Annotated in this window: 18 protein-coding genes, 1 tRNA gene and 2 pseudogenes; 12 read left to right on the top strand and 9 right to left on the bottom strand. The window is 38.3% G+C overall.

Annotated features, from left to right (window positions below):
• Positions 1-18 precede the first annotated feature (18 nt).
• The 5 genes and pseudogenes from ACYVRA_RS03150 to ACYVRA_RS03130 all read right to left on the bottom strand — a co-directional run bounded on the left by ACYVRA_RS03150 (position 19) and on the right by ACYVRA_RS03130 (position 3,698).
• A pseudogene (locus ACYVRA_RS03150) lies at positions 19-923 on the bottom strand (IS1595 family transposase).
• A 139-nt stretch (positions 924-1,062) separates the two neighbouring features.
• Positions 1,063-2,307 carry a hypothetical protein gene (locus ACYVRA_RS03145; protein ID WP_461251295.1) on the bottom strand — a complete coding sequence of 415 codons (1,245 nt, stop codon included), beginning with the start codon at positions 2,305-2,307 and terminating at the stop codon, positions 1,063-1,065.
• Between the two features lie 90 nt (positions 2,308-2,397).
• Positions 2,398-3,288 carry a hypothetical protein gene (locus ACYVRA_RS03140; RefSeq protein ID WP_461251294.1) on the bottom strand — a complete coding sequence of 297 codons (891 nt, stop codon included), beginning with the start codon at positions 3,286-3,288 and terminating at the stop codon, positions 2,398-2,400.
• The gene (locus tag ACYVRA_RS03135) at positions 3,278-3,481 is read right to left on the bottom strand and encodes a hypothetical protein (protein ID WP_461251293.1); all 204 of its coding nucleotides are present in this window, start codon (positions 3,479-3,481) and stop codon (positions 3,278-3,280) included. The genes ACYVRA_RS03140 and ACYVRA_RS03135 overlap by 11 nt, the downstream gene beginning before the upstream one ends.
• On the bottom strand, positions 3,468-3,698 hold the full coding sequence (locus tag ACYVRA_RS03130) for a helix-turn-helix domain-containing protein (protein WP_461251292.1): 231 nt from the start codon (positions 3,696-3,698) through the stop codon (positions 3,468-3,470). The genes ACYVRA_RS03135 and ACYVRA_RS03130 overlap by 14 nt, the downstream gene beginning before the upstream one ends.
• 327 nt (positions 3,699-4,025) lie before the next feature.
• Between ACYVRA_RS03130 and ACYVRA_RS03125 the strand changes: the two genes are divergently transcribed.
• The 9 genes from ACYVRA_RS03125 (at position 4,026) to ACYVRA_RS03085 (ending at position 8,843) form a co-directional block, all read left to right on the top strand.
• A tRNA-Arg gene (locus tag ACYVRA_RS03125) sits at positions 4,026-4,099 on the top strand.
• 141 nt (positions 4,100-4,240) lie between these two features.
• Positions 4,241-5,539 (top strand): tyrosine-type recombinase/integrase, encoded by a 1,299-nt coding sequence (locus tag ACYVRA_RS03120; protein ID WP_461251291.1) that lies wholly within the window; start codon positions 4,241-4,243, stop codon positions 5,537-5,539.
• Positions 5,540-6,041: 502 nt separating this feature from the next.
• Positions 6,042-6,221, top strand: coding sequence for a hypothetical protein (locus tag ACYVRA_RS03115; RefSeq protein ID WP_461251290.1), 180 nt, complete (start codon positions 6,042-6,044; stop codon positions 6,219-6,221).
• A gap of 21 nt (positions 6,222-6,242) precedes the next feature.
• Positions 6,243-6,542: a hypothetical protein gene (locus tag ACYVRA_RS03110; protein WP_461251289.1), complete on the top strand. Its 300-nt coding sequence runs from the start codon at positions 6,243-6,245 to the stop codon at positions 6,540-6,542.
• A gap of 176 nt (positions 6,543-6,718) precedes the next feature.
• Entirely contained in the window at positions 6,719-6,883 is a 165-nt protein-coding gene (locus tag ACYVRA_RS03105; protein ID WP_461251288.1) for a hypothetical protein, read from the top strand.
• 253 nt (positions 6,884-7,136) lie between these two features.
• Positions 7,137-7,556, top strand: coding sequence for a VRR-NUC domain-containing protein (locus ACYVRA_RS03100; protein ID WP_461251287.1), 420 nt, complete (start codon positions 7,137-7,139; stop codon positions 7,554-7,556).
• 22 nt (positions 7,557-7,578) lie between these two features.
• Positions 7,579-8,235, top strand: coding sequence for a phage baseplate protein (locus ACYVRA_RS03095; RefSeq protein WP_461251286.1), 657 nt, complete (start codon positions 7,579-7,581; stop codon positions 8,233-8,235).
• A 76-nt stretch (positions 8,236-8,311) separates the two neighbouring features.
• A complete protein-coding gene (locus tag ACYVRA_RS03090; protein ID WP_461251285.1) occupies positions 8,312-8,638 on the top strand; it encodes a DUF5681 domain-containing protein in 327 nt (108 codons plus the stop codon).
• A complete protein-coding gene (locus ACYVRA_RS03085) occupies positions 8,616-8,843 on the top strand; it encodes a hypothetical protein (RefSeq protein ID WP_461251284.1) in 228 nt (75 codons plus the stop codon). The genes ACYVRA_RS03090 and ACYVRA_RS03085 overlap by 23 nt, the downstream gene beginning before the upstream one ends.
• A gap of 22 nt (positions 8,844-8,865) precedes the next feature.
• Here the strand turns inward: ACYVRA_RS03085 and ACYVRA_RS03080 are convergent, their stop codons facing one another.
• From ACYVRA_RS03080 to ACYVRA_RS03065, 4 genes are all read right to left on the bottom strand, one after another.
• Entirely contained in the window at positions 8,866-9,114 is a 249-nt protein-coding gene (locus tag ACYVRA_RS03080; protein ID WP_461251283.1) for a helix-turn-helix domain-containing protein, read from the bottom strand.
• Positions 9,111-9,590, bottom strand: coding sequence for a hypothetical protein (locus tag ACYVRA_RS03075; protein WP_461251282.1), 480 nt, complete (start codon positions 9,588-9,590; stop codon positions 9,111-9,113). The genes ACYVRA_RS03080 and ACYVRA_RS03075 overlap by 4 nt, the downstream gene beginning before the upstream one ends.
• Positions 9,587-9,760: a hypothetical protein gene (locus tag ACYVRA_RS03070; RefSeq protein WP_461251281.1), complete on the bottom strand. Its 174-nt coding sequence runs from the start codon at positions 9,758-9,760 to the stop codon at positions 9,587-9,589. The genes ACYVRA_RS03075 and ACYVRA_RS03070 overlap by 4 nt, the downstream gene beginning before the upstream one ends.
• An 81-nt stretch (positions 9,761-9,841) precedes the next feature.
• Positions 9,842-10,276 carry an HIRAN domain-containing protein gene (locus tag ACYVRA_RS03065; protein WP_461251280.1) on the bottom strand — a complete coding sequence of 145 codons (435 nt, stop codon included), beginning with the start codon at positions 10,274-10,276 and terminating at the stop codon, positions 9,842-9,844.
• 212 nt (positions 10,277-10,488) lie between these two features.
• Between ACYVRA_RS03065 and ACYVRA_RS03060 the strand changes: the two genes are divergently transcribed.
• The 3 genes and pseudogenes from ACYVRA_RS03060 to ACYVRA_RS03050 all read left to right on the top strand — a co-directional run.
• Positions 10,489-10,740, top strand: a complete 252-nt coding sequence (locus ACYVRA_RS03060; protein ID WP_461251279.1) for a helix-turn-helix domain-containing protein — start codon at positions 10,489-10,491, stop codon at positions 10,738-10,740.
• Positions 10,741-10,878: 138 nt separating this feature from the next.
• The gene (locus tag ACYVRA_RS03055; RefSeq protein ID WP_461251278.1) at positions 10,879-11,070 is read left to right on the top strand and encodes a hypothetical protein; all 192 of its coding nucleotides are present in this window, start codon (positions 10,879-10,881) and stop codon (positions 11,068-11,070) included.
• Between the two features lie 779 nt (positions 11,071-11,849).
• Positions 11,850-12,692, top strand: a pseudogene (locus tag ACYVRA_RS03050) (ABC transporter substrate-binding protein); the annotation flags it as partial.

Here is a 12,692-nt window from a genome sequence, read left to right as displayed (position 1 = left end):
CCCTCATTTAAATAAATATTATTCGCCTTTTCTTTTTATTATATCATTATTTATTACCATGTCAATAATAACAGCATGTTCCAAAAGACGGTAAAATAACATTCCACGTTTAATAGACTTTCGTCTGTTAAATCTAAATGTAAATTCATCAAGATAATAAGCAATATGTTGATCAGAGACATAACCTTGCAAAGTACCCATAATCCATCTTTTAAGCAAAGAAATAACAAGATGTACTTTTGGCAATAATTTTTCCTCTCCTTTTTCTGACATTATTTTACGATTATAACCAAGCTTTTCTATATTATTATAGCCTAACCATCCATCAGTTATAATATTTGAACCTTTTTCAACACATTCTTCTAAAAACGCATCAATTCTTTTAGATGAGCCATCATTTATAACACCCATTCTTATTCTTCCTATTTCATTTCTACCTTCACCTTTTTCAACCGTTACAATAACAAGAACTTTATTATCAGTACTCCTACCTCTTTTCCCTCCTGATTGTTTTCCTCCAATAAAAGCTTCGTCAACTTCTATCGTCCCTTTAAGTTTTTCTCTTCCCTGACGTACCATAGCGACTCTCAGCTTATGAAGCCAAGTCCAAGCTGTACTATAACTCCCAATACCCAATATTCTTTGCAAACCTAACGCGCTTGTACCATTTTTTTGAGAAGTAACCTACCACATAGCCTTGAACCATAAATGCAAAGGCTTATGAGTATCTTGAAAAAAAGTGTTAGCGGTCAAATGATTTTGATGTCTGTATTTTTTACATGTAAACAAATTGTCATTTACAATCTAATAATCCGTATTTCCACAATTATAGCAAAAAATCCTTCTCGATATTTGAGATTAAAAATATAATTTCTGCAATCTTCTTCTGAACCCAATTTTTTTTCAAATTCAACTAAATCCATAGGATATATTATACCTTAATTATAACACAAAGTCAAGTGTTTGTCAAGTGCATACCTATTTTATTTTAAATTTTTTTAAAATATAAGTAAATAAATTTCTTGGTTTTTTAATATTTATTTTCTTAATATAAGTTTTTTTCTAAATAGGTTTATTAATAGTTGATTTTGGCGGAAGAAAATAATTATTTACCCATTGTAATATTTTATTAGCTTGAGGATTAGCCATTGATATTAATATTTCTTTTAATATAATAATAAAATTATTAATTTTTTGAAAATTAGTTTTTACTTGTTTTAAATAAATATCTGCTTCTTTATTATTTTGGTCTGCTTCTTCATTTTTAGCTTTTGCTGAATTAATAATTTTTTCTTTTTCAATGTTTGCTGATTTAATAATATTTTCTTTTTCAATGTTTGCTGATTTAATAATATTATTTTTAGTATTATCTGCAGCTAATTTTATTTGTTTCCCTTTTTCCCATGCCTCATTGATAATTATTTTTTTGTTTTTTTCAGCATCATCTTTAATTAATTGCGCTTCATTTTCTTTTGACTTTGCTTGTTTAAATAAAATTTCTGTCTCTTCCTTAACCTTATTAACATTTTCTAATTCATTATTAATATAGTTTTCAAGTTCTACCTGTTCGCTTCGTGAACGTCTGAGCCATCTTGGTCCAAACCGTTCTAATCCATAGAACCTTCCTAATTCTTGGTAAAAATTATCCTGATAGCCAACCATTGCTTCCTTGTAAGCCTTTGTACCTTCATTATATTTTTTTGATAGTTCATTTTCAGACATATTTTTGCGATCTTTACGGGAAATATTATATTCAGATCGAGCTAAAAAACCGGGATGAAGATTAAATTTTTGTCCAGGGTTTTTTGCACATAAAAAGTGCCAGTGAGGGTGTTTTTTCCCTGCGTTTTGTCCGTGGAAAGGTTCGTCATCATGCCGAAGAACTAAATTTAAATCATCGCCGTATTCTTTTTTTAACCATTTAATTAAGTCTTTTTCAAAAGAAGCAATTTTTTTATCGTATTCCTTTTTATCTTCATTATCGTTAATTGGAGGCCATGAAACTACTCCTGCCAATAATGCGTTTGCGTCTACCCTTACTTTATGCTCTCTTGCATCTTTTGTTTCATCGTACCACACTTTTAATTTTTGTCGAATTGTTTCAAATCCATTTTTTTTATCTCCATAAACAACGACTGGTTTTAAAGGTTTTTCGATATGAGAAATGTATCCGTTTTCTCTACTCGCTTCTCCTAAAACACTATCAATTGATATATTTCCGATTTTAATTCTTTTATTGTTTATAGTACGGAAGACATCTCTTCCTGCCTTGGAAACAGCTTCAATATGTATAAATTGATAATTCATATTATTCTCCTTACGCTTTATTATTTTTAACTTGTGACAGCTCCTAGAAGCTTTAACAAGGCTTCTTGGAAAATTTATTTTTCTATTTGATTATTTTATATCTTTTTTATAATTTCCCAAAAGTTTTGCCGCTTCATTCTGACCGTTTTCAATTAAGTAATTTATTATTTCTAAAATATTTACAAAATCGTCCGGTATATTAGTTAATTTTTTTTTGATTTCCTTTTTTTTATTATTAGTAGTTTTTAGCGATTTTTTTTCTTCAATAACAGACTTATCCTTTTTATCTAAATTTTCTATTGTATCAAAATTATTTGTTTCTATGTCTAAATTAACTATTTCGGTTGATAAAGTAACATTATTTTCGTTTTCATATTTTTTATGCTTTTCACCCTTTAATTTTTGATACGCTTTATTAATTGTAGTTTCTCCTTTATTAATCTTTTCCTTTGTTTCATCGTCAGCATTGTCATTTACAATTTTTGCGTGAGCCATTGTACTGGGCGAAATCCCAAGTTCCTTACTTAAAATTTCCGAACTTCTTCCCGACCCGTCACGATTAACCTTGTTAATTAATTGACTTGCAGCTTTTAGAATTTCTCCTTGTGTTAAATTTCTACGGCTTGCCTGTCTTTTAAAAGTGTAATGCTTTGCTTCTTCTAAAGAATCAAAATCCTTAAAATCTACAAAAATTTCTTCAAGGCCTGCTTCTTTAGCCGCTTCCAATCTTGTATGCCCGTCAACGACAAATTCTCCCAATCCCTTTATTTTTCCAATAACTACGGGTTCAGCTGGATCAAAACCAGTTTGTTTCATAGAAGAAACTATTTTTTCTTTCACATCTTTTTTTATAGAAAAAAATCCTGATATTTCCGGATGAATTTTTATTTCTGACGTTTTCATAATGTTAATTTTTTTTTCAGAATTCCGTTGTTCAACATGACCATGACTAAAAAATTTCTCTAATATTTTAATTTTCATTTTTTTCTCCTTTTTTAGTTTCTTCATTGGCTTTTAAACCAATGATTTTCATATTATCTGGCAGAGTTCTTCTTCTTGATAACTCAAAACGACCCTTTCCATCTCGTAAAAACAGACATAAATTTACTTCTCCATAAAGCAAGCTATCCGTTTCTTTTTCGAATTCATTCAGGATTTTTTTAGGAATTTTCATGTTTTACCTCCTCATTAATTAATTCTTTTTCGCTAGACGTTAAAGTTGCCTTGATACTGCAAAAAGTAAGAAATTCCGAAAGGTCAGATTCAGTGAAAATTATTCTATCTCCAATTAAATGATAAGATAACTTGCCCGCCATGCGGTAACGGTCTAGCGTTTCGACAGAAACACGTAGGGACTGCGCCGCTTCTTTTCTATTGTAAATACAATTCATAATTTTTCTCCTGAATAAATCTTATCATTTTAATTCCCATTTTTTTATAAATTTTAATTTTATTCAAAAAATATTTTTTATCCAAATCTTTGATTAATATTATATTGTTATATGAACAAATCTAAAAAATTGAAATATACTATTTTCAATATAGAAAATAGTATGAGAAAATATTCAATATCTGTGGAATTCTCTGGTTGACTTTAATAATTATCTACTATAATATGCCACTAAGGAGCCGTATGGACGGCTAATTCCAATGGATGTTTTGCGATTGTGGATCTGGTCGTCGCGGGTTCAAACCCCGTCATCCACCCTAAGACTCCAGCGCCTGTAGCTCACCTGGATAGAGTACCAGACTTCGAATCTGGTGGTAGCCTGTTCGAGCCAGGCCAGGCGCAGAAGGCTAATTCTTTACGTTGTAAGGAATTAGCGGGAGGACTACCCTACAAAGGGCGTTCTTAATCATTGCGTATAACGAAAACGGCACATAAAAACGACACATGGAATCGTTTTTCAATGCCGTTAGCAAGGATTAGGACATGAAAAATCTTCCGTTCTCCGTTTTCAAGAGGGCAGACCGCCCATGTTATTCAGTGTCATTCAAGAACGAGGCAACCGGGGAATATTATCCGGCAATCAGTACTCGGCAAAAGACCGAAGCGGAGGCGTTAAAAACCGCCTTCGCATGGCTTCGCGACGGGATACCCCAAAAGCGGAAAACCGTAAGGGTTCAAATTCAAGATTTGTCCATTAAAGACACGGCGCGGAAAATAAAAACGAAAGCCGAAGCGGAAATCCTGATCGAGGAATTGAAACGGACGGGATGGATAAAAAGCTATGTGCTGGCCGAATCACCGGCAGCCCAGGATTTTACTTTGTTTTTAACTGAATTCTGGGATTGGGAAAAATCACCGTATATAAAAGAGAAGCGGCGCAAAAACCACGGCATACACCGCAGGCATTGCAAACTCCAAAGCCAGGCTATAACGCTTTATTGGGAGCCTTTTTTCAAAGGGCGTTTTTTGGGCGATATTAGAGCGACCGATATTGACGCTTTTATAAACCGCATAGGGGAGAAAGATTTATCGGCTTCACGGAAAAATGGAATTATAAAGGCCGGAACAAAACCTCTCCGATGGGCTTTTTCAAAAGGGAAAATCGAAACAGATCCGACAAGGGGACATCTTCTTTTCTCCGGCGCAACGCAAGAACGGAACGTATTATCTCCTGCCGCCGCAACCGCCGTTTTCCGTGTTGAGTGGAAGGACGAAAGGGCGAAACTTGCCAATATGCTGTCTGCCGTTACAGGCATGAGGCAGGGCGAAATCCTAGCATTGCGTCTGCAGGACTTGGGATCTGACTGTCTTTATGTACGGGGCGCATGGGGCGGCGCGGACGGATTGAAACTTCCAAAAAACAACAAGCCCCGGACTGTTGAACTGCCTTTTCCTGGTATATTGCTAGGGCTTATTGATCTGGCGAAGAAAAACCCTTGGGGCGTATCTCCTGATAGCTTTATTTTCTGGACGGAGTATAAAGACGGTGTTCCTATGCAAGGCGCGATGTTTGTAAAAGGACTCCGCGCTGCGCTAGTAAAAAGCGGCTTTTCAGAAAATGAGGCTGAGAAATACGTTTTTCATTCTTGGCGGCATTTTTATACGACATATCTTATGGGAAAACTTGAAAAGAAATTGTTGAAATCGCAAACAGGACACCTGACAGATGAAATGCTAAACCATTACGGGGAACACCGTATAGCCGGAGACAGAGAACGGATACAGCAGGCGCAGATTGAAACCTTTGGCAGTTTAATACCTTCGGGGCAAATGCATAACTGAAATGTTATGTGCAATTGAAATGTTATGTGCAATTGAAATGTTATGTGCAATTTTAACTCTTTTATTCTCATTATTTGTCTTTCTTTGTCTTTCTTTATCCTTATTCAGTATTTAATTGCGTAAAATAAAAGAGAAAAAAATAAAAAACATCTTGACAAAATAACATTACATAAGTATAATGTAATTGTATAAAAGATAACTAAACACGGACAGCCGTCACCTATCCTGCCGGGGATAGGCATGGATATAAGCCATGCTTTTTTTCCGACAGATGGGTGGCGGCTTTTTTTGTGTTTAGAAAATTTCATTTTGGAGGAATTATGAATACCATTTCTTTACAAGACAATGTTTTATCGAGGAAGGCGGCCGCCAATTACTTGGGAGTATGTATGGCGACTTTGGACAGCTTAAAAATCCCTAGAACGAAGGTGAGGCGCAGGGTACTGTATCGGCAATCTGTGTTGCTTCAATGGCTTGAGAAAAACACTAAGGAAGTGAAAGCATGAACCAGAGCAAGGCAGAGGCGATGATTACGCGTCTTTTGGTAAATGCCGCTGAATTAAAATTTGGCTCGGTTTCTGTTACCGCTAAAGTCCATGACGGCCGGGTTACGGAAGTGTTGTACACCACCACAGAAAATACGCGGGAAATTGAAGCCGCCGCAGTAAAGGCGAAGAAGTAATCCTCGCAAACAGGAGTAATAATGGCAGACAATGAAAAATATAAAATTATATCCCTGACATTTTTTAAGGATTGGCATGAACTTGCCAAAAAATACAATCTGACAAAAGAGCAATACGGCGCGGTTGTCTATGCGATGTGCGAGTATTGTTTTTATGATAAAGACACCGAACTAGCACCGCCGCAGGGCATAATATATGAAATGGCAAAATCATCGATAAATGCGTCAAACAAAAGAAAACTTTTGGGACATCAAGGCGGTTCTCAAGGTAAAGGCGGCGCACCAGCCGGAAATAAAAATGCTGGTAAAAAAAAAGTGTAGATGACGATCATGTAATCGGTTACAAGGAAAAAACATTTTTACAAATATGGGAGCAATGGGGCGATCCGTTTTCTGAACACTACAGAATATGGGATAAAGAATGGTGGAATGAATTCTGGGATAATTGCCCATACACTCAAAAACAAATATATAAGGCTTTACGGAATATCCATTATTTGGTAAACAAGGGAGATTATGAGCGCAAATATATTTCAAGTGATCCATGTAAATTTATTCAGGGAGGAATGATTGACCGTGGTTTATCGGATGAATTTGGCATATATGGTTGGGAATATGATCATAATACCGATCCGAATCTTGAAAAACTCCGTAATGACTAACCAACTAACCCATTGTTCCCGCATTGTTTATCAATGCCGGAATGAAAACAATAGCACCCTATTGAATAAAACAATAGCACCCTATTGAATAAAACAATAGCACCCTATTGAATAAAACAATAGCACCCTATTGAATAAAACAATAGCAATGTAAAGGAGAAGGTAAAGGTAAAGGTAAATGTAAAAGAGAATATAAATAAAAATGCACATATAAAAAAATTGTTGTTACACAACAATGGGTTGTTTTTTGTGTGTGAACAACAACAAAATTATTTGTTTTTTAAGAGGAGATGATAATTTGACGCCCGAAGGACGCATCAAAGCTGACTGTCTGCTGTATCTGGAACGGCACGGTTTCTTCGTTTGGAATAACCCTTGCGGGGCAGTGCGCATTGCCCCGGACAGGTGGCTTCATTTTGGGCGTAAGGGATCATCTGATATAATCGGAGTACTGCCGGACGGGCGGTTTCTAGCCGTAGAAATCAAGGCAGCGCATGGGCGGCTCTCACAAGAGCAATCGGCTTTCTTGGAAAAAGTACGGAGCATGGGAGGCGTAGCCGTGATCGCGCGCTCGATCCGGGAATTGGATACCGCCCTCCGAAATGAGGGATATGCCAATGACGGCCCTCTGTTTAATGATAACGCCGCGCCGTATGGCGGGGAAAAAATATAAAGACAAAAGGAGATGAAATGATATGGCAGAAATCGCTTTTCAATACCAAATACCTCAAAAAATGATAGGCACTTTTGTAGTGGACTGTTTCATAGCGGAGCATTACCAGTTCTCTAATTCGGTTACGGAAATACCTGTAGAAGAAGGCAGTAATGTATCGGATAACATTGTTGAAGATCAAGACGTTGTATCGGTTGAAGCATTTATTGGAAATGCAGCGTTTGAAGTGATGACAATAGACGGCAATACTATTTCAAATCTACAAGCCCCTGATAGAATGGCAAGGGTAATACAAGCGTATCAGGAATTAAAAAAACTTTCAAAATCAAAACAATTGCTTGACGTTGTACTTGGATTGGAGACGTTTCCTAACATGGTTATCACTTCATTCAAAATTGACCGCGATGTGGAAACAGGCGCGAACCTTCCCTTTACAATGGAGTTCAAAAAAATAAAAATCGTCAAATCCGACACTACAAATATTAACGCTTCCAGTAGTAGCGGAGGCGCAGGTGGAGACCAGACCGCAAGTACTAAAGATCAAGGAGTTGCCGGAACAGAAAGACCTAATGACAGTCAGGCAAGAGCGGAGTGGCGGCAAAATGTGAAAATGCGCGGGGAAACGCCGGAAGCGAAAGCGGATTATCAGAGGAAATGGGGAGTGCCTTATCCGCAATGAACAATGATATGGCAAACTGCCCCGAACATTATATATTCTGCTGTAAAACTGATAAATAACAGAGGGAAAAAAGGAAATGGGAAAGCCGTTTGAGAAAAACGATCCGCGAATTAACAGAAAAGGACGCCCAAAAAAGGGAGAGTGCATGACCGATATATTGAATTGGGCGTTGGATCAGGAAAGGAAAATAACTGACGGCAAAACGGAAAAAACTTTGCTGCTTCGTCACGCGCTCGCGGAAAAACTTATCAGCAAGGCGGTTGATGAAGGCGATATTGTGGCAATCAAGTATATTTATGACCGCTTGGACGGGCGGCCAAAAGAAAGCATAGAATTGACAGACAGCGCGATAGACGCCAAATTAAGGGAGATTATGAATAATGGCAATTTGCAAGAACAGTAAAACGGCGATTCAAATTATTAAGACGATCACCGAAAACATGAGGGACGGAACGCAAAAAACCGCTTTGCAATCAGTCGCGGAATGGATACATGAACACGCCTATGACATTCCTGATGATCCAAAGGAACGCCGCAGAATAGCAGAGCAATTAAGACGTGAACTTGGTCTTAAATATGCTGCTTTCGGAACAACGGAAAAAAGATAATGAAAACCGCCGCAAAATATTTTTACTTTGTATTTTTACATATAGTTTCACCATTTAGGATTGCATCAGCGGCCTCTGCTATTTCATAGTCGGCAAACTGTTTGTTACGGTATAAAAATTCTTCAAGCTCATCTTGTTTGAAAAAAAGCCTGCCTCTGCCACCGGTTGGCTTGTGGCATGGGATTTTTTTCCAATGCACAAGTTTGTAAATATATGAACGTGTATAACCTAAAAACTTCGTTGCTTCTTCCAATGTCATAGGAGTCATCATGCGTTGTATCCTTCTTTTCTTTTCCGGGGCATGCGCCCCGGAGCGTTCGCCCTTGCAGGCTTTGTGTTTTTAGGCGGTATCAGAAATTCACCATTTTTGTCAAAAATTGGAGGATCCTCAATTTCGTCTTTCTGTACCGGAATATTTATAAAACCAGAAAAGCGGTGCCGGAAATTTTGATCCTTCAGTTTTTCCCAGAGTGTTTTGGTAAGCCCCGCAGACCACGCGTAGGACCGTAACGCTTCAATGTCATGTTCATAAAAAGTTACCCTGTCGTTTGGATTTCCAACAGGCGCGAACGCCTGTTTCATAAAGCTGATTTGTTCCTGCATCATTCCAAATAAATGGTCCATATAGTCAAGTTGCGTGTATACGTCTTCGCGCATTTGATTTGCGCGATTGATAAAATCATAAAGGCGCGTCAGAAAAGCCGCCTTGTCATAGTCGATATACGGTTCTTTGTTTTTTGTTTTCATACTATCCCCCCCATTAATTTAACCGGATTAATACCAACGGCGGCGCAGTAACCCTTGCCTCTCTCGGTTTTAAAAAACCACACCGCGCCGTCTTTTATGGCTTGTTTTATTATTGCCGTTATGAGATTTTTGAAACAATTTTCGCTATTGTCAGCGGGTACTTTTTTCATAATGTTTTCTCCTTTCCGTAATTTATGGGAAGCCATACGGCCCCCAGCCGGAAGCCCCGAAGGGCTTCACGATGTTATGTGCTATACCGCCAGGGCGACCCGCGCCCCGAAGGTCGTTTTGTGAGTGCGGCCCCATGTGCCGGACACTAACCGCAATGCCGGAAGTTTAGCGCCCAGTACCGAAATAACGGCAGTTAAATTTGCCGGAACATAGCCAAGCCGATACAAGCCCTTGCCATTGGTTACCCCGACCAGTACCGCTATGGCATTCTTGTCTGCGGGGTTGTTTTCTTCCGGCACTAATACCGCCTTAATCTGATCCGGCTTGTAAGCAGCAAGCCTTTTTAACGCTTCCTGCCTGTTGCCAAAAGAAGTACCTTTTACCGCCAGTTCCAAGCCGCCGGCTTTTACGATTGCCCAAGCTTTCACGAAAGCCGCGCTCTTATCCCCGCCCATGCGCGAAGCAAGCCGGTTGGCCAGTGTTACTACTTTGCTTTTCATTTCTCTGTTTTTCATTTCATACCTCCATAATCTCTTTATACTTAATAATATATAGTGATTTACTTAATGTTGTCAAGTAATATTCTAAATTATTTTCAAGAAAACCTACATTTTTTGCTAAAATGTAGGTTTTCTGCTTATATCTTGTATAGTAAAAGCCTTAATTTTATGTTTTTTATGCTTTACAATGTAAAGAAAATAGACTATATAATATACAAGGGGATTATATGGATAATGAAACAATGATAAAAATGGCTTGCGCTCATAAGGGAATAAGTCAGGCAGAATTAGCCAGATTGTTAGGTGATACGCCTGCCAATTTTAATCAGAAGGTTAAAAATGACACTTTCAAAAAAACAGACCTTGCGGTTATTGCCGAAGCTCTAGGTTTTACTTATGAAACATTATTTAAGTCATCTGAGGGCACAGTGATCGGCGGTGTTGTTTCTATACCTAAAAAAGCGAAGGGCAAGAAGTGAAAAACCGGCAGAAAACGCTTGACAATCACTATGGATTGCCGAAAAAATAGCAAATATTAATTAACTTGTGATATATTTTAGTTTATAAGCGTTTTCTGCCGGGGAAATGCGAAAGTTTATGATTTGGGAGAATCAATAATGGAATTAACGGCAGAACAAGACGCAAAATTCAAGGATTTATGCGCGGAAATCAAGCCCGGCGAATACGGCAAGGTTGTTGTCGCTTTTACAGGGGAACCGGGTAACTTCGTCCAGATAACAGGAGAGAAAAATTTTAGGTTCCATAGCGAGACTTCCATGCCTACCCACGGAAAACCTAGAAATGGGTAAGATACAACTGCCCCGGAAATAGCGCATAACAAATAAAGCGTATCGGACTGTTTTTTATGCCTTACAGACATTTTCTAAAATGCCCCAAAACGCGCGAGGATTGACGCTATCAAGTTTTCTTTGCCATTTAATATAATAATGTGTTGTTATGTTGTGCCGTTGCTTTCGGGGCTGTCTCTGCGATATTAGCAGAAAATATCGACACAAAAAATGACATAAAAAACCGTAATTTTTAATATTGCTTAATACGCTTAAATAACTTTATATATGTTATCCCCTCTTGTAATCCTTTGCCCTTTTATGATTTAATAACTCTTAATAGTGCGTAATGATTTTCAGTAGTGCGATATGTGAAATACTTCGAATCTGGTGGTAGCCTGTTCGAGCCAGGCCGGGCGCAGAAGGCTAATTCCTTATGTGATAAGGAATTAACATGTTTTTGAGAAGTCACCATTATTGAAGTAGAGGCGTGATTTCCTAGTTTTTCACTATTTTGCAAAACATGTGCAAAACAAGTGCTGACGGAGGATTGAAGTTATACATCATAATGATACTTCAAAGGAGCCTATACCGTTTAGAGGGTTGTGCAGTATTTTCCGCAGTGTTGCCTTGCAAGGTAGATATGTGTTTATTTAAGAATAAAACCACGTAGTACACGGATGTCCAAATTCTTCTCCCTTGTTCGTGTTGGTTCGTGGTTAAAAATTCTTCCTCTTTCTTCATTGTTAATTGCTAATTCCCTAATTGCAATTTCCCACCCATCTCGTCATAATAACAATATGAAAATAATAGCATTATGTCTATGTTTAATACTATTCTTTTCCGCCTCCTGCACAAAACAAGAAGAAATGTCCCTAGCGGAACTAGAAGCGCTAAGTGCCGAAGGACTTGCGGAACTGCTCGCCAAAACGGTAAACAAACCGTGGAGAGGCGAAGAATTCATCCCCGGAAAAATAGGCGGAACATGGTTTACGGTAATGAACGAAGACCCAAAAAGCTTTAACCACCTCATCGCCGAACAGGACTCCTCCACATCCTCGGTAGTAGGTTGCATGACGGATTATCTTCTGGAATACGACGTTGTGGCAAGAAGTTGGAAACCCAGAGTCGCTTCCGCGCAAATACAAGTTGACGAAAAAAACGGCACAATGCAAGTCATCTTCACATTAAGGGACGACGTATACTGGAGCTACTATAATACTGGTAAAAAAGTCAAAATAACAAGCGATGACGTAATCTTTTGGTACGATGAAATAGCCGGCGACCCCGACTTTCAAAGCTCAAGTTATTACGGGCAATTCTTAACAATGCCGGACGGCAGCGAAGCCCACATCGACATTGAAAAAATTGACGAGCGACGTTTCGCATTTCTCTTTCCAAGAATAATAGCGGAGCCGTATTTAATGACCAACATGGACTTCGGCCCCCGCCACATATACGAACCTGCGAAAAAACAGGGCGGCGTGGAAGCAGTCAGAAACCTGTTCAGCGTCGCCGTAAACCCGCAGACAATACCTTCAATGGGCGAATGGTTTTTAATTGAATACACGCCCGGGGATGAATTCTTCGCCTCTCCACGGTTTGTTTACCGTTTTGGCGAGCCGTTCCGCAACTCCTTCGGC

The sequence above is a fragment of the Treponema sp. R8-4-B8 genome (assembly GCF_054786175.1).
This window is presented reverse-complemented; position numbering and strand designations above follow the sequence as displayed.